This is a genomic window from Flavobacterium sp., from assembly GCF_035299245.1.
Taxonomy (GTDB): domain Bacteria; phylum Bacteroidota; class Bacteroidia; order Flavobacteriales; family Flavobacteriaceae; genus Flavobacterium.
Genome location: NZ_DATGWY010000018.1, coordinates 21,212 through 40,072, shown reverse-complemented (window position 1 = coordinate 40,072; position 18,861 = coordinate 21,212). Strand labels below are relative to the sequence as shown.

Annotated in this window: 10 protein-coding genes; 6 read left to right on the top strand and 4 right to left on the bottom strand. The window is 36.0% G+C overall.

Annotated elements, in window-relative coordinates:
- Nucleotides 1-91 precede the first annotated feature (91 nt).
- The 4 genes from VK161_RS12605 to VK161_RS12590 form a co-directional block, all read right to left on the bottom strand.
- On the bottom strand, nucleotides 92-2,944 hold the full coding sequence (locus tag VK161_RS12605; RefSeq protein WP_324215141.1) for an alpha-amylase family glycosyl hydrolase: 2,853 nt from the start codon (nucleotides 2,942-2,944) through the stop codon (nucleotides 92-94).
- Between the two features lie 93 nt (nucleotides 2,945-3,037).
- Nucleotides 3,038-4,090 (bottom strand): SusE domain-containing protein, encoded by a 1,053-nt coding sequence (locus tag VK161_RS12600; RefSeq protein ID WP_324215140.1) that lies wholly within the window; start codon nucleotides 4,088-4,090, stop codon nucleotides 3,038-3,040.
- 29 nt (nucleotides 4,091-4,119) lie between these two features.
- Nucleotides 4,120-5,709 carry a RagB/SusD family nutrient uptake outer membrane protein gene (locus VK161_RS12595; protein WP_324215139.1) on the bottom strand — a complete coding sequence of 530 codons (1,590 nt, stop codon included), beginning with the start codon at nucleotides 5,707-5,709 and terminating at the stop codon, nucleotides 4,120-4,122.
- 8 nt (nucleotides 5,710-5,717) lie between these two features.
- A complete protein-coding gene (locus VK161_RS12590; protein ID WP_324215138.1) occupies nucleotides 5,718-8,657 on the bottom strand; it encodes a SusC/RagA family TonB-linked outer membrane protein in 2,940 nt (979 codons plus the stop codon).
- A gap of 224 nt (nucleotides 8,658-8,881) precedes the next feature.
- Here VK161_RS12590 and VK161_RS12585 point away from each other — a divergent pair, with 224 nt between their 5' ends.
- The 6 genes from VK161_RS12585 to VK161_RS12560 all read left to right on the top strand — a co-directional run bounded on the left by VK161_RS12585 (nucleotide 8,882) and on the right by VK161_RS12560 (nucleotide 18,859).
- Complete coding sequence (locus VK161_RS12585) at nucleotides 8,882-9,904, top strand: LacI family DNA-binding transcriptional regulator (protein ID WP_324215137.1); 1,023 nt, start codon at nucleotides 8,882-8,884, stop codon at nucleotides 9,902-9,904.
- Nucleotides 9,905-10,087: 183 nt separating this feature from the next.
- A complete protein-coding gene (locus VK161_RS12580; protein ID WP_324215136.1) occupies nucleotides 10,088-11,455 on the top strand; it encodes an MFS transporter in 1,368 nt (455 codons plus the stop codon).
- On the top strand, nucleotides 11,452-12,108 hold the full coding sequence (pgmB, locus tag VK161_RS12575; protein ID WP_324215135.1) for a beta-phosphoglucomutase: 657 nt from the start codon (nucleotides 11,452-11,454) through the stop codon (nucleotides 12,106-12,108). The genes VK161_RS12580 and pgmB overlap by 4 nt, the downstream gene beginning before the upstream one ends.
- An 83-nt stretch (nucleotides 12,109-12,191) precedes the next feature.
- Nucleotides 12,192-14,498, top strand: a complete 2,307-nt coding sequence (locus tag VK161_RS12570) for a glycoside hydrolase family 65 protein (RefSeq protein WP_324215134.1) — start codon at nucleotides 12,192-12,194, stop codon at nucleotides 14,496-14,498.
- A 66-nt stretch (nucleotides 14,499-14,564) separates the two neighbouring features.
- Nucleotides 14,565-16,397, top strand: a complete 1,833-nt coding sequence (locus VK161_RS12565; protein ID WP_324215133.1) for a glycoside hydrolase family 13 protein — start codon at nucleotides 14,565-14,567, stop codon at nucleotides 16,395-16,397.
- An 89-nt stretch (nucleotides 16,398-16,486) separates the two neighbouring features.
- Nucleotides 16,487-18,859: a TIM-barrel domain-containing protein gene (locus VK161_RS12560; protein ID WP_324215132.1), complete on the top strand. Its 2,373-nt coding sequence runs from the start codon at nucleotides 16,487-16,489 to the stop codon at nucleotides 18,857-18,859.
- Nucleotides 18,860-18,861: the final 2 nt, after the last annotated feature.

Sequence of the window (18,861 nt, the reverse complement as noted above, 5' to 3'; positions counted from 1 at the left end):
TTGGTGCAAAGCTAAACAAGTTAATTCATAAAAAAAACCTTTCAAAAAAATGAAAGGTTTTTAGGGAAACGTATTATAACTAACTCAAAATTTATTGTTTAACTAATTTCACTACTTTTTCGTTACTATTAGAATCGGTTATTTTTACTAAATAAACACCTTGATTTAAATCAGAGATATCGTATTCAACATTTTCGATAGTATTGGTAAATGACTTCACTAATTGTCCTGTCAATGAGAAAATATCTGTTTTTGCAGTATTAACATTAATCGAGAAGAAAGAAGTAGTAGGATTTGGAATCAATTGAACGGTACTTAGTTGATTAAAATCTTGATTAACTAATGCTTGTGCATTTCCGTAAATTCTGAAACCACCAGAATCAACATTGATATTCATTGCGGTATTAGTAACAGAAAGCGTTGAGTTGTCCATTAGATTGTACCAAGTTCCGGCAAAAGGAAAATCAGCTACAATATCAAGATTCGCAACAGAGAAATTAGCTAGTATCACTACATTGGTTAATGGAGATGTACCACCGTATAGATAAACACGTTGTCTAACATTATTATTATTTCCTCCTGGAGAACTGATGGTATAATTAGCATTAAATACATCATACGTATTTTTTAAATCAATCATTCTTGCCCAGTTATTATACACTACACTTCTGACTGGATCGGACAACCAATTTTCTGCCCATTGAGGTTGTGGTTTTGTTGCTAATTTACAATCTCCAACTGGGTTACCGCCGTCATAATCTGAGTTTACAGTTCCGTTAGTACATGTCCAAATTGAGTCATCCATTCCTAATGCTCCAAAATGCCAAATCATTTTTGGCCCTGGAATTAGTAGACTAACAGCTCCTATTGCCGACATTCTTTTGATTGCATTATTAAGGTTTCCTCCTACTGGGAAAGCTCCGGCACCGTTTCCAAAAGTAACTCCTTCGTAGACCATTCTGTCTTTATCATGACTTTCTGGGTAACCAATTAAACGTTTACCAGCAAAACCTCTTGAAACGTGTCCCATTCTAGTAATGTCTTTATCGTCAGAACCGCCTTTCATTAACGCTCCATATTTTGACCACATTTCGCCCCACATCATGATTCCTTTTCCTTCACCTAAACGATAGTTAGCCCATTGTTGTTCTTCATTATCCGAACCAAGGTGTTCAAAAATCACGTAATGATTGTTATCTAACGACCATGAATAATCAGCATATTCTTTTAAAACATCTACTCTGTCTTGTTGATAATTATTTGTACATGTGTCGTCTCCAGATGAACAAGCTTGTGTAAATCCTTTGGTTAAATCCCAACGGAAACCATCAATTTTAAAATCTTGAATCCAATGTTTGATAACTCTTTTTACATAGTTTTTAGTTAATGCGGATGAATGGTTAAAATCAGATCCAACACTATAACTGTGGCGAGCAAATTCATTAAAATAAGGATTGTCAGCAGCAGGATCACCCCAACCGTTTCCGTCAGGATCTTTCATCCACATTCTCACCATTGGATTTCTACCAAAAGCGTGATTAAGAGCAACATCAAGAATAACAGCGATTCCATTTTGGTGGCATAAATCGATAAACTCTTTGAATTTATTTTCAGTTCCATAGAATTTATCTAAGGCCATATGAAAAGCCGTATTATAACCCCAAGATTCATTTCCTTCAAATTCCATTACCGGCATCAACTCAATTGCGTTTATATTGAGATTTTTGAAGTAATCAATTTTATCAATTAAATCTTGAAAATTTCTATCAGAATCAAAGTCTCGTATTAATACTTCATACACTACCAAATTGTCTTTGTTTGGTTTTACAAAGTTAGTAGTTGCTGAACTCCAATTGTAAGGAGTTTGACCCGTTTGTAAAACCGTAACTTCTCTTTCTTGTGTAGAAGGATAAGCTGGAATATTTGGGTAAGTTGTTGATGGTATGTATTGATCATCAAAAGGCGAAAGCACTAAAGTAGAAAACGGGTCTGCTGTTTTAACTACTGCAGGTGAGTTCACAGTAGGTGTTTGATCTACCACCCAATATTGATAACTGTATTGTTGTCCTGAAGTTAATCCAGTTAACTCCAACCAAAATTTTTGTGAAGTTGGATCTTTTTTCATTAGGTAGTTTGTTCCTGGCACCCAGTTATTGAAACTTCCGGCTACATATACAAAGTCTTTTCCAGGCGCACTCAGTACTAAAGTTGCTTTTGTTGGATCGGAAGAGTTGTAATTAATCCCATCTTCTAAACCAGAAGGCATAGCTTCAGTAGTTGTTCCTGCATTCACAATAACACCAAATCGTTTAGAGAAAAAAGTTGCGCCTTGAGTAATTTGCAGTTCATAACTTTTATTAACCAAAATATTAGTATCAGTAAAAGAATAACTTGAACCCGAAAACGTATTAATACTAACTCCGTTTGCGAGTAAATTATAATTTGCTGTTCCGTTCGTATTGTTAGCTGTTACTGTCAAACTTTGACCACTATTCACGATGGTATTACTTCCTTCATTAGGAGACATTAAAGCTGCTTGAAAAGCACCAACATTGAGTTCTAAATCGGTTGACTGCACATTACCTAATGCATTTCTAAAAACAATATTAACCTTTGTAATTGTTCCAGATGAAACTCCATAATAAGCCAATATAGTTGGAGTCAAATCTAATTTGTAAATATTCCCTGAAACTAAAGTCAATGCGGGTTGTGTTGTATTGTTACCCCATGAACCTTTTACGTTTTGCCAAGGAGTTCCATTTACTGTAACACCAGTATGGGCATAAATTGTTCCTGAATATGTTGCTAACCCAGTTCCTGTTTTATCAAATAGTATGGTAGCTGAAGCTGTAGCATCAGGATTCGAACCTCCTTGCCAAGAAACTTGAGCGAAGGAAAAATTAAACAAAAATCCTAAAAGGAGTGATAAGTGTATCTTTTTCATATTTTATTTATTGGCAAAACTCTACATTCGAATTATTGAAAAACAGGGCTTCCCTTATGAAAGCCCTGTTTGGTTTTTATTAATTTTAAACTATTACTGAAGAGTAACAGTGTAAGAGTATTGTCTTGGGTTAGACAAATCTAATACTACAGAATAAGTTCCAGCAGCAGACACTGATAAATTTGGCCCATCATAGTTCATAGAACCATCTTCATCAGGATCACCTCCAAGGTTAATGGCCCAAGCATTATTAGCTCTGAATTTGAATTCACCAGCAGTCATAACAACAGTTCCTTCCCATTTCTTAGTTGTTGAGTTGTATGTTAAAGCAGTACTATTATCCCAAGAACCAGGTGTTGCAGCACCAACGATTCCCCAAGTTGTAGGCTCAACAGAATAAACTAAAGTTTCTGTATTAGCTCTAACTCTGTAATAACCAGCAGTTGCAGTACAGTCAGACTCTCCAGACTCTGCTAAAGCTCCGCTGAAAGTTCCATCATCACCCCAATCAGTATTTCCCCAATTGTAGTTTCCAGCTGGGTCTGGGCCAACAAATTTAAACCCACCGTCTAACCAAATATAACCTTCGTAGTCAGTTTCACCAAAAGCCGAAGAAGCGATTCTTGGAGCAGTTGGAGGATTCCATCCTTGGTGATTGCCCGGCACAGCCAATTTAGGTAATTCAGTAGAATAAGGTGTAACTAAATATGAAATTACATCAGAAAATTGTTCTTGACTTCCTGTTGTACCAACTGTTGAACGTAATCTAACTTCTAAACCACCTTGAGTAAATGGAGTCAATCCAGCAGCAACAGCAGCACTATTTAGAGCATCAGAAGAAACTGTAGCATAGGTATTGGTAGTTGATACTACATCAATTGGAGAATCGAATTCATCTCCACTCTTATCTACTTGGATAGTATATGTGATTTCAGTAGGAGAACCATAGTTAGCGGCTTCCCATGTCATTGAAAGACCAGGATTAAGTGGAGTATCCGGACTCAAAACAACTCCTTCACCAGAAACTGGTGATAAAATTTTAAATTCTCCTTCTGGTTGAGAGAATAATAAATCTTGTTCGTCTTCACATGAAGTGAAGCTGAAAACTAAAGATAAAGCTAAAATTGACTTAAATATATTTTTCATAATTATAGTGTTATTTTTTAAAATTAGAATTAGTAACCTTGATTTTGAGTTAAATTAGGATTAGCAGATAATGAACCTGAAGGAATTGGATATACTTTCAAATTATTAGAAATCGCGATTCCATTTACTCCATTTCCTTTCCAAGCCCAGTTATAGCTTCCTCCTGTATAACGCCCAAAACGAATTAAGTCTTGTCTTCTATGAGATTCCCAATGTAACTCTCTTGCTCTTTCATCTAAAATAAAATTCAATGTTAAATCAGAAGCTGAAATATTTGCTGCAGTCGAACCATTGTTAGCTCTTTCTCTAAGAGCATTCACATAAGTCAATGCTTGTGCTGATGTTGCTGTTGATGCTCCTCTTAAAGAACACTCAGCATACATTAAATAAACATCTGCCAGACGGAATAGAGGAAAATCAGTATTTACGAAAGTTGTACTTGGACCTGCAACTCCAGTTGAGCTAATATTTGAATACTTTGCAAGGATATATCCTTGATCTCTGTTTGCAACATCAGCAATATCAATTGGACGCGTACCCGAAATTATCGTTTTTCTTACATCGTTGTCAAATTGACTTCCATCAAATTTTTGAACAAATTGCTTTCTTAATCTTAAGGCACCACCCCATCCACCAACTCCGAATGAAGATCCGTTACCTTCAAGTGAGCCAACTTGACCATTAACCATAACAGTAGTTGGTCCATAATTTTGAGTTGCAACTCCATCAGACTGTAACGTAAAAATCATTTCTGGAGAAATATGATTATCAGCCTTAAAGTTGTTTAAATAGTTAGAATTAAGAGTATAACCTCCAGCAATAATAGCGTTACATTGAGTAACACACTCATTGTATTTTGCTGTTCCAATGTAAACTTCAGCATTTAAATAAATTTTAGCTAAAATCATTCTAGCTACAGCTTGATCTAATCTTCCGTATTCATTAGTACGAGGAGCTTTTAAATTTGGAATAACTGCAGTAAGCTCACTCTCAATAAAATCAAACAACTGTTGTCTATTGTATTCAGGTCCTGCAAAATTTAACGGGTCATTTTCAGTTATAAAAGGAGCCTTTCCGAATAAGTCCATCAAATTATAGTAAGCATAACTTCTTAGAACTCTTGCCTCATTTCTGTAGTCTTGGATATTTGCTACATCGGTTGGGTTCGTGATTCCTCTTGCGCTTAATTTTTCAGGAGTAGATTGTCTTAGGAACTCGTTAGCAATAGCAACTTCCGCCATCGTTCTACTGAACATTCCTAATAAGATAGGATTTGACGCTGTCCAAATGTTTCTATTAAGCTCTTTTGTCCCTTCGTCATTTTCATAACTCCAAATTACCTCATCGGTTGTCAAATCTTGAAGATACCATAGACATCTACCAAATTGACTTGTACCTGCATCTATACCTTGAAGGAAGGAAGATCCAGCGTCACCAGTACCTGTTAGGGATAAATTCCCATAAACACCAGCTAAGCCTTGTTTATAGCCTTCAGGTGTAGAGTATAGAACATCTGGAGATAATACTCTCGGATCTTCTGATACTACATCCATATCTTTTGTACAAGATTGCAATCCTGCTAAAAAGATAAGTCCTAATAATAAATTAATTTTTTTCATAGTTTTTATTAAAATTTTACGTTAGCTCCAAACAAAAACGATCTTTGTCTTGGGTAAATAGTATTATCAACTCCGTTATTAGTTATTTCGGGATCTAATCCACTATACTCTGTTATCACAAAAACATTTTGACAACCTGTGAATAGTCTTAAAGAAGCTTTTCCTTCTAACCATTTAGGGAAAGTGTAACCCAATGTTATGTTATCCATTTTTAAATAAGACGCATTTTCAACATATATATCAGACAAAACAACGTCGGATGTTGTAGTAAAGTTGGTATCCAAAACTGAAGTTGGAATGTTTCCTAATGCTCCACCTGTTGTTAATTGATCATATTGAGCACCTCTAGCCGCAACAGAGTTAAACACTCTATTACCAACACTTGCTCTTAAATTAAATGAAAAATCCAAGTTTTTATAGTTCATTGTTGATGCCAATCCAAAAGTTGCATCAGGATCTGGATTTTTATAGATGTATTTATCATCTGCATTGATTATTCCATCTCCATTTAAATCTGCGTATGCACCTTCAATTGGATTTCCAGCAGTATCATATAATTGTTTGTATAACAGATAAGAATACGGAGTATATCCATCTCTGAATACCTGCCCTTGTGTTCCTGTACCTGCTAAATTATCTCCAACTCTAATGTCTGCATCATAAATTAATTCAGAAATTCTGCGCTCAAACTTTGTTGCATTTAAATTCAAATTCCAATTTAAGTTATTACTTTTAATAACATCGAAATTAAGTCCTAATTCAATACCTTTTGTTGTAAAGCTACCAACGTTTTGCCATGCAGTGTTAGAGAAATTACTTCCATCTGCAACCGCAGCTTCCACTAACAAATCTTTTGATTCTTTGTAGAAAACATCTATAGTACCTGTAACTCTATTATCTACTAAACCATAATCTAAACCTAAATTGTAAGTTGTTGTTTCTTCCCATTTCAAATCAGGACTCAATTTAGCTGAAATAGCAATTGGTGTAACTGCTGGACCAAAGAAATATTGTGATGATCCAGATCCAATATTGTATTTTTGTAAATAATCATTCGCAGCTGGAATATCTTGCTGACCTGTAATACCCCAACCCAAACGCAATTTAAAATCAGAGATTAACTTGCTGTCTTTAAAGAAATCATTTTTCATTTTCCAAGCAAAAGCAACAGAAGGGAAGTTACCAAATCTATTGTCTTTAGAGAATCTTGACGAACCATCTCTTCTGTATGAAAGTGTCAATAAATACTTATCATTATAGTTTAAGTTTGATCTTCCAAAGAAACCAACTAATACTACATCTGTATCTGGAGTAAATCTTGGGAATCCTGTTGGACCTGTTGGTAAGTTTGGATCATTTACATTTCCTGTTTCAAATCGACTGGATTCAAATTTTTGATACGAATAACCTCCAGTTAAATCAAATACTAAATTGTTAAATTTCTTGTTGTACACAAAATAGGCATCTAATAATTTATTTCTTCTTGTACTCTCAGAGTATTCATTAGTACCGTAAGGGATGTTATTGTTTGAACCAGAAGAAGCAGCTTGTAATCCAGCTAATCTTGTTCTTTCACCATTTGCTTCATCAAAAGCTAAATTAACCACACCTCTTAAAGCTGGGAAAAAGTGAAGCTTATAATCTAACTCAAAATTACCATAAAAACGATTATTTTCACCTTTATCATATGTTTGCAACAATTGAGAAACAGGGTTTCTAACTGTTTGCGGTGTTAATTGATTGTTTGATGGATTATAATATTCGAAGAAACCACCATAAGGAGACGAATCATCATAAACTGGTTGTGTTGGATCAAAACGAATAGCCGAACCTTCTACACCATCAGCAAATCTATTGTTTTCATTCGCATAGTTTGCATTTACTTTAAATCGTAAGTGATCATTAAAAAAACTTGGATTTAATGCTAATGAAATTGTATTTCTATTGAACTTGTTCGTTAATCTAAGTCCTTCTTGATAAGTATTACCAATTGTTAGTCGAGCAGGAATTGCTTTAAATAAATTACCTCTTACAGAAAGGTTGTTATCAACAAAATCGGTTCTTCTGTAAATTTCTTCTTGCCAATCCGTGTTAGCAGTTCCTAAATCAGAAACATCTCCTGGTCGTTGTTGCGCAATTATTTCTCTAAATTCATCCGCACCAAAAACATCAACTTTATTCATTAATCTACCTGTTCCGTATTGGAAATTGTAATCAACTGAAAGTTTTTTTCCACCTTTTTTGGTTGTAATCAAAATAACACCATTTGATGCTCTTGATCCATAAATAGCTGTTGCTGACGCATCTTTTAAAATTGAAATCGATTCAATTGTAGATGGGTTAATAGAAGCTAATACCGAAGTAGAACCAGTATTTGTAGTGTTATCAATTGGCAAACCATCAATAACAATTAATGGACTGTTACTCGCAAATAATGATGAACCACCTCTAATTCTGATTTCTGAACCTGAGCCTGGTGCACCACTAGTATTAACTGTAACACCAGCTACTCTACCGTTAAGCAAATTTTCTGCAGTAACGTTAGTCCCTTTGTTGAAATCTTTTGTTGTAATCAAAGCAACAGAACCCGTTGCATCTTTTTTCTTTACAGCACCATAACCAACTTGAACCACAACCTCTTGTAGTTGGTTGGCTTCTTCGGTCAGGGAAACTGTGATTGAATTTTGTCCAGAATACTGAACTGTTTCGCTTTTGTAACCAATAAAAGTGAACGTAATTGCGTCACCATTTTTGATTTTAGAAAGCTTGAATTTACCGTCTAAATCGGTTGAAGTACCTTGGTTAGTACTCTGAACTACTACATTTACCCCAGCCAAAGGTTGGCTAGTTTTGGCATCTAAAACGACACCTTCAACTGTGTTTTGAGCTAGCACACTAAAGGGTAATAAAAGTAATAAAAATAACAACTTTTTATAAATTGTTTTCATACATTTTGTTTAGGTTAATAATTAGTTTTTTATGCTTGTATTCCACTTCGAATGTTAAATTTAAGTAAAAATTTTGTTTAAAAAAATAAACACTTGTTAAAGAGGTTTCGCAAACGTTTTCGTGTTGAAAACTTTCTCAAATTCATACTAAAATCCCCTAAAAATTGTCATACCAAAAAATATATTCTATCTTTATTCAAAATTCATAATTTTACACTTTTACCATGAAAAGAAAGGTTACGCTAAAACAAATTGCTAAAGAACTCGATGTATCCATTTCAACTGTCTCAAAATCATTACGAAATAGCCTTGAAATTAGCGAAGATACTCGACAAAAAGTTCAGGCTTTTGCAAAACTTTATAACTACAAACCTAACAACATTGCACTCAGTTTAAAAAACAAAAAAACCAAGACCATTTGCATTATAATTCCTGAAATTATTCATCATTTTTTTGCTACTGTAATTAGCGGAGTAGAACACGTTGCCAATGAAAATGGATACAACGTAATTGTATGTTTATCAGACGAATCTTTCGACAAAGAAGTAATCAATATGGAAATGCTTGCTAACGGCAGTATCGACGGCTTCATCATGTCATTATCAAAGGAAACGCAACAAAAAAGAGATTTTCACCACATTCTCGAGGTCATTAACCAAGGGATGCCTGTGGTAATGTTTGATCGAGTAACCAACGATATTTTATGTGACAAAGTAATCATTGACGATAATCTTGCTGCTTACAACGCAACACAATTCTTAATCGAAAAAGGGTTTAGCAAAATTGCTTTAATTACGACCATAGATTATGTAAGTGTAGGAAAATTGAGAACTGACGGCTATATCAAGGCGATGAAAACCAACGATTTAAAAGTAAATGAAAATTTGGTTTTAAAAATTGAAGACATCGACAACTTCGAAGAAAAAATTGATTCTTTAATCAAAAATAACGAAATTGATGCCATATTTGCCGTAAACGAACTTTTCGCAGTTACAGCCATCAAAATTGCCAATAAATACGGAAAAAAAGTTCCAGAAGACATTTCTGTAATTGGATTTACAGATGGAATTATATCCAAATACTCATCACCATCTATTTCAACTGTAGGTCAAAACGGAATCAAAATGGGGGAAAAAGCAGCAAAAATGCTTATCGAACGTCTGGAAAACGAAGAAGAAGAATACGAAGAACATTACAAAACCGAAGTTATTGAAACCGAATTAGTAATCAGAGAATCAACTTTGTAATTTTATCAACAAAAAACGTTTTCGTAAAATAGACATCCTATTTTATGACTAATAGTATTCAATTATCCAAAATCTTATTTATATTTACACCAATTATCAAAGCTTGTATTTTACTTCGAAATAAAATGAGTTTTGATAAGCACTAAAAACGCTTATCGTAGTATTAATCAATAAATTACGATAATGGAAAAGCGTAAGTTAAGTTTCTGGGAAATTTGGAACATGAGTTTCGGATTCTTAGGAATACAGATGGGTTTTGCCCTACAAAATGCTAATGCTAGCAGAATTCTTCAAACTTTTGGCGCCGATGTTCACGAATTATCTTGGTTTTGGATAATTGCTCCTCTTATGGGTCTAATCGTTCAACCAATAATCGGACACTATAGCGATAATACTTGGGGAAGATTTGGAAGAAGAAAACCTTTCTTTTTAGCTGGTGCTTTATTGGCTTCAGTAGGTTTAATTTTAATGCCTCAAGCTGACATATTTATCGCATTCATGCCTGCCTTGTGGGTTGGAGCTGGAATGCTAATGATTATGGATGCCTCTTTCAACATTGCAATGGAGCCTTTTAGAGCTTTGGTTGGTGACAATTTGCGTTCCGACCAACGAACTTTAGGCTTTAGTATTCAAACTGCAATTATCGGATTTGGTGCCGTAATTGGCTCTTGGCTTCCATATGTTTTAACCAATTGGTTTGGAGTTTCTAATGCAGCTGAAGGCGAGAAAATACCTCAACATTTAATTCTTTCATTTATCATTGGAGCATTAGTTTTAGTAGCCTCCATTTTAGTTACTATCTTCTCAACCAAGGAATATTCTCCAGCAGAATTAGCCAAATTTGAAGATGAAAAAGCTCACTTAGAAGCCGTTGAGAAAGAAGGCATTGAGAAAAAAGCAAGACTGACTGATATATTTGAAGACTTCGCAAAAATGCCCACTACAATGCGCCAATTAAGTTGGGTTCAGTTCTTTTCATGGTTTGGATTATTTGGAATGTGGGTTTTTACAACTCCAGCAATAGCTCAACACATTTATGGCCTACCAGTTGAAGATCACTCTAGTGCCGCTTTTCAAGATGCAGGCGATTGGGTTGGAGTCATTTTCGGAGTATACAATTTAGTTTCTGCTTTGGTTGCTTTGTTCCTGTTACCAATGTTAGCCAAAAAATACGGAAGAAAGACAACGCACTCTATTTCCTTAATTATTGGTGGTTTAGGATTAATCTCGATTTACTTTATGCCTAATAAAGACATGCTTATCTTTTCGATGATTGGCGTTGGAGTGGCTTGGGCGAGTATTTTGGCGATGCCTTATGCTATACTTGCAGGAGCAATTTCTCCAAAGAAAATGGGCGTTTACATGGGAATATTTAACTTCTTCATTGTAATCCCACAGATCATCAACGCTCTTATCGGCGGACCTTTAGTAAAATATCTATACAACGATCACGCTATTTACGCCCTAATTACAAGCGGTGTCAGTTTCTTAATTGCCGCTGCTCTTGTGGTAAAAGTAAAAGATGTTGATGATGTAATTCAAAAAAAATGAGTAATAAAAAAGCATTCATATTCGACCTCGACGGAGTAATTGTTGACACTGCCAAATATCATTTCTTGGCGTGGCAAAAATTGGCTCAGGAATTGGGAATCGAATTTACACCCGAACACAATGAAGAACTAAAAGGAGTAAGCCGTGTTCGATCTCTTGACATTATATTGGAACTTGGCGGAATTCAAGCTTCACAAGAAGATAAAAACAAATGGCTCATCCAAAAAAATGAAGATTATCTATCCTATTTGGTAGATATCGATGAAAGTGAAATTTTACCCGGAGTACTTCCTGTATTGCATTATCTAAAAGATAAAAATCAACTGATAGCGTTGGGTTCAGCTAGTAAAAACGCTCGACCCATATTAGAAAAAACAGGTATACTTCCTCTTTTTGATGCTATTGTTGACGGAAATGACGTTTCTAACGCCAAGCCCGATCCAGAAGTATTTGTAAGAGCAGCACAACTATTAAACACTAAAAATGAAGATGCTATCGTTTTTGAAGATTCGGTAGCCGGAATTCAAGCGGCAAATATCGCTAACATGATTAGTATTGGTATTGGCGATTCGGAGATTCTACACGAAGCCAAATACAATTTTGAAGATTTTACTTTTATTGATGTTTCTTTTATAGAAGCATTAATAGATTAATTTTTATTTCAAGCTTCAGGTTTCAAATTGACGGAACCTGAAACTTGAGACCTAAAACTTGAAACTTTTTAAAAAAAAGAAGAATGAACCAAGATTATATACAACCAGACAATTGGTCCATCCTAGAAGAAGGATTTGATGCAGAAAGAGTAAAATCGTCTGAAAGCTTGTTCAGCATCGGTAATGGTGCCATGGGACAACGCGCCAATTTTGAAGAACATTATTCGGGAGAAACTTTCCAAGGAAGTTACATCGCCGGAATATATTATCCTGATAAAACCAAAGTGGGTTGGTGGAAAAACGGTTACCCCGAATATTTCGCCAAAGTACTCAACGCTCCAAATTGGATTGGTATTGACATCGAAATCAATGGTGAGAACCTCGATTTAGCGAAATGCAAAACCGTTTCCAATTTCAAACGCGAATTGAACATGAAAGAAGGTTTGTACCGACGTTCATTCAACGCTGTATTGCAAAACGGAACCGAAGTGGCCATCAATGTACTTCGCTTCCTTTCTTTAGACCAAGACGAATTAGGTGTAATTCATTTTGAGATCACTCCTCTAAACAGTGATGCCAAAATCAATTATAAACCTTATTTGGATGCTGGCGTACAAAACGAAGATGCCAACTGGGAAGAGAAGTTTTGGGAACCATTAAACGTTCAACATTCGAGCAACAATGCTTTTGTAACGGCACGTACGTTCAAAACGCATTTCACTGTTACAACTTACATGCACAATTCTATTTTGCTCAACGAAACTGTTTTGGATGCAACTCCAATGAACGTTGAAAAAAACTCCGATAAAATTCAATTCACTTATGAAGTAAATGTCCCAAAAGGACAAACTTCATCGATTCAGAAATTTGGCGGATACACGGTTTCATTAAATCATGATGATACTCAAAAAGCAGCTGAAAATTCAATTGCAAAAGCAGCATCAACAGGATACGATCAATTATTAGAAAATCAGAAATTAGCCTGGTCGAAAATCTGGGAAATGTCAGACATCACAATCGATGGTGATGTAAAAGCACAACAAGGAATCCGTTTCAACATTTTCCAACTCAATCAAACTTATCTGGGTAAAGATTCGCGTTTAAATATTGGACCGAAAGGATTTACAGGCGAAAAATACGGCGGGTCAACCTATTGGGATACCGAAGCCTATTGCATTCCTTTTTACATGGCTACCAAAGACCAACAAGTAGCACGTAATTTACTAACCTATCGTTACAATCAATTAGGCAAAGCCATTGAAAATGCTGAGAAAAATTTAGGTTTCAAAAACGGGGCAGCTCTTTTCCCAATGGTAACGATGAATGGTGAAGAATGCCATAACGAATGGGAAATTACCCACGAGGAAATCCATAGAAACGGAGCCATCGCATTTGCCATTTTCAACTATTACCGATACACGGGTGATTACAGCTACATTCCAGAAAAAGGATTGGAAGTGCTCATCGGAATTGCTCGTTTTTGGCACCAAAGAGCTTCGTATTCAACCCAGAAAAACCAATACGTGATTTTAGGTGTTACTGGACCGAATGAGTACGAAAACAACGTCAACAACAACTTCTATACGAATTACATTGCCAAATGGTGTATTGATTATGCCATCGAACAAATCAATAGAGTTGAAAAAGAATACAATACCGATTACGTTCGTGTGATGAACAAAGTTGGTTTATCAAATGCCGAAATTTTACATTGGAAAGCCGTAGCTGAAAACATGTATTTCCCTTATTCAGAAGAACACGATGTGTATTTACAACAAGATGGATTCTTAGATAAAGATTTGGTAAAAGTATCCGATTTAGACAAATCACAACGCCCAATCAACCAAAAATGGTCGTGGGACAGAGTGTTGCGTTCGCCTTACATCAAACAAGCGGATACACTACAAGGTTTCTATTTCTTTGAAGACCATTTCACCAAAGAACAATTGGAAAAACACTTCGATTTTTACGAACCATTTACCGTTCATGAAAGTTCACTTTCTCCTTGTGTTCACTCGATTCAAGCTTCTGTTTTAGGAAGAATGGAACAAGCGTATACGTTCTATTTACGAACTTCACGTTTGGATCTAGACGATTACAACAAAGAAGTGGAAGAAGGCTTGCACATCACATCCATGGCAGGAACATGGATGAGCATTGTTGAAGGTTTTGGCGGAATGCGCGTTAAAAATGACCACTTGCATTTTGAACCTAAAATACCCGCTCAGTGGCAAGGTTATTCGTTCAAAATCAATTTTAGAAATCAAATTTTAAAAGTTTCGGTTCATCAAAATGAAACTAATTTTTCGCTTGAAGGTGATAAAGAAATTACCGTATTCGTTAACGGAAAAGAAGTTTTAGTAGAGCCGAATAGTTTGGTTACAGTTTAGTTTCCGACTTATTAATTTAACCCTTTCAGAGTTTAAAACTCTGGAAGGGTTTTTAAATAAAAACTTATGAAAAAAATCTTCTATCTTTTATTGATTGCAAACTTCTCTTTCGCACAAGTTGACCGCGTTGAACCGCCTTTTTGGTGGAGCAATATGAATCTTTCGGAGGTTCAAATCATGTTCTACGGAAAAAACATCGCCCAAAATGATGTCACTGTCTCCAACGGAATCATAATCAAATCCATCCAAAAAACCGAAAATCCTAACTACGTTTTCGTAACCATCGACACTAAAAATACTGCGGCTCAAGATTTTGTTTTCACTTTCAAAAACAAAAACAAGTCGTTTACTCAAAATTATTCGCTGAAAGCCAGAAAAGAAAATTCACGTTACCGTAAGAGTTTCGACAGTTCTGATTTAATATACCTCATCATGTCGGATCGTTTTGCCAACGGGAATCCTAACAACGACAGCAATCCCAACTTGTTTGAAAAAGCCGATCGAAATAATAAAGACGGTCGTCATGGTGGCGACATCGAAGGCATCATCAAAAATCTTGACTACATCAAAGAACTTGGAGCAACCGCTGTTTGGCCTACTCCACTTTGCGAAGACAACGACGAAAGAGGTTCATACCACACTTACGGTCAATCCGATGTATATAAAATCGACCCACGTTTCGGAACCAACGAAGATTACTTGAGATTGAGTTCTGAATTACACAAACGCGGGATGAAAAACATCATGGATTATGTAACCAATCATTGGGGCTACAAACACTGGATGATGAGCGATTTACCGACTTATGATTGGATCCATCAATTTCCGGGTTACGCTCAAACCAACTACCGAATGGCATCGCAATTTGATTCGAATGCTTCAAAAAAAGATTTCGATTTGTGCATGGACGGTTGGTTTGTAAAATCAATGCCCGATTTGAATCAGTCCAATCCTTTAGTATTAAACTACCTAACTCAAAACGCCATTTGGTGGATCGAATACGCCGATTTAGACGGATTTAGAGTCGATACGTATTCGTACAACGACAAAACTGCAATCGCCAAATGGACCAAATCCATAACCGACGAATATCCTAATTTCAATATCGTAGGTGAAGTGTGGATGTACGACCAAGCGCAAATGGCGTATTGGCAAAAAGACAGTAAAATTGGCGCTATACAAAGTTTTAATTCCAATCTTCCAAGTGTCATGGATTTTACCTTGCAAGATGCGATTGCCAACGGTGTTTTCAACGAAGACAAGCAAGAATGGCGTAACGGAATGGTAAAAGTATACGAAAATTTCAACAACGATTTTCTGTATCCCAACATCGATAACTTATTAGTGTTTTTTGAAAATCACGACACCAATCGCCTCAACGAATTTTACAAAAATGACTTCAAAAAATACCAAATGGCAGTGGCTTTAATTGCTACAGTACGAGGCATACCTCAAATTTACTACGGTTCCGAAATCGGAATGGCAGGAAGCAAAAATGCAGGCGATGGCGACATTCGCAGGGATTTCCCTGGCGGTTGGAACGGAGACACCAACAACGCTTTTACAGCTTCTGGAAGAACTGCCGAACAACAACAATTTTTCGATTTCAGTGCCAAACTATTCAATTGGAGAAAAGGAAAAACGGTAATTCACACAGGGAAAACCACACACTATGTCCCAGACAACAATGTATACGTCTATTTCCGTTACAACGAAAAAGAAAGCGTAATGGTCATCGTTAACAACAATCCCGAAAAACAAACGGTGAAAACGGCGCGATTCAATGAAAATATTCAAAAATACACTTCCGGAAAAGAGGTTATTTCTGGAAAATCATTGAACGTTAAAAACGATATTGAAATCGACGGAAAATCAGTTTTGATTCTTGAATTAAAATAATTTTTTGAAGCTATTTCCCGCTTTCGCCTTTATCTCACTTCGTTGCACTGCGTGAGGATATCGGCTCTATCGGGGCTAAAAAACCCAGTATGAAAAAACTCTTATTTTTACTATTACTCTCCAGCATATCATTGGCACAAAATGCCAATCGGAAGTACATTTCACATGAATTCAACAATGGAGAACTGAAAATTTCAGTTTCTGATGGAGATTACCGCATCAAATTAAAAAACGATAAAATAGCCGAAACCACATTCATTCCAAAAGGAGAAACCTACAATCCAACTTCTCATGCAGTAGTTTTGCTTGACAATAATTATCTAGAGTCCAATACAAATCAAGATAACAATAGTCTTCAACTTTCTTCAAAAGGAATAACTATAGACGTTGTCCTTAGTCCTTTTCAAATAAAATATTCGTATAAAAACAAACCGATTCTTTCTGAAAAAAACGGGTATTTTAAAAAAGATTTGAGTGAAGTAATCGACTTCACTATTTCATCAGATGAATACCTTTATGGTGGTGGCGCGCGCGCTTTGGGAATGAATCGTCGTGGTCATCGTTTACAACTTTACAATCGCGCACATTATGGCTATGAAACAAAAGCCGAATTGATGAACTTTTGCATTCCATTGGTGCTTTCTTCTAACTTGTACGCTGTTCATTTTGATAATGCAGCCATAGGTTATCTCGACCTCGACAGTAAAAAAGACAATTCCCTAAGTTATGAAACCATTTCAGGTAGAAAAACCTATCAAGTAATTGCAAGCGATTCTTGGGATGAATTGATGAAAAATTACACCGATTTGACCGGAAAACAACCTTTGCCCCCGCGTTGGGTTTTTGGAAATCTCTCTTCTCGATTTGGATATCGCTCTCAAGAGCAAGTGGAAAAAACCATCAAACGGTTTGAAGACGACAACATTCCAGTTGATGGAATCATCCTCGATTTGTATTGGTTCGGAAAAACGGTTCAAGGCACTATGGGAAATCTCGAATGGGACAAAGACAACTTCCCAAATCCCGAAAAAATGATAGCCGATTTGAATGCAAAAGGAGTCAAAACAGTACTCATCACCGAACCTTTTATCTTAACTACTTCATCCAAATGGAATGAAACCGTTGAGAAAAAAGTATTAGCAACCAATGCCGATGGAAGTCCAGCCACTTGGGATTTTTATTTTGGAAATACCGGAATCGTGGATGTTTTCAAACCCGAAGGAAAAGAGTGGTTTTGGAATGTTTACAAACGACTCATCAATCAAGGCGTTGGCGGATTGTGGGGCGATTTAGGCGAACCCGAAGTATTCCCTTCTTCAGCTATTACTGCAGGTGGAAAAGCTGATGAAATCCACAACATTTACGGTCATAATTGGGCCAAACTCATCGCCGATGGTTACAAAAAAGATTTTCCAAACCAACGCCCGTTTATTTTAATGCGTTCAGGTTATTCGGGAAGTCAACGTTTCGGTATGATTCCGTGGAGTGGTGATGTTTCTAGAAGTTGGGGCGGATTACAAAGTCAAACCGAAATAGCACTTCAAATGGGAATGCAAGGAATGGCGTACATGCACTCTGATTTAGGCGGATTTGCAGGCGATTATTTTGATAATGAATTGTATTTACGCTGGTTGCAGTTTGGTGTTTTTTCTCCACTATTTCGTCCGCATGCCCAAGAAGATGTAGCGTCTGAAGTAGCCTACAAAGACGTAGATACCAAAGCCAAAGCCAAAAAAGCAGTCGAATTACGCTATCAATTGCTGCCATACAATTACAACTTAGCATACGAGAACACTCAATTTGGCACACCATTGATGCGCCCAATTTTTTTTGAAGAACCAACAAATACAAAGGCATTAAATTCAGCCGCTGGTTATTTTTGGGGGAAATCATTTTTAGTTTATCCCATAACTGAAAGAGGTCAGAAAGAAAAAGAGGTATATTTCCCAAAATCATCTAACTGGTTTGATTTTTATACAGGGAAAAAATATTCAGCCGGAACCACTGTTAAAGTGAAAACTGAAGAACTCTATATTCCCACTTTTGTCCGTGGCGGAAGTTTTATTCCTATGTATAAAGTGGCACAAAATACATCCAAAATAAATACAGAAGAATTGGACGTACATTATTTCAACGAAAGCGGAATCTCTACAGAAACCACAATGTATTCTGACGATGGTTCCACACCTTTCGCCAATAACAAAGACCTTTTTGAAACGGTTAATTTCAAAAGTGGATCCACTCAAAACCAACTCGTTTTGTCAATGTATGTAACAACCGCATCACAATATACATCATCGCAAAAGAAGATTAATTATACTGTACACAACATCAACAAAAAACCAAAATCAATTCTAGTAAATAGTAAACCAACGCCTTTTGAATACGACTACAAAACAAAAACCGTGGTTTTTTCGGGCGTTCAAGAAGGAAATTATTTAGCTAGTATCATACAATTTTAATT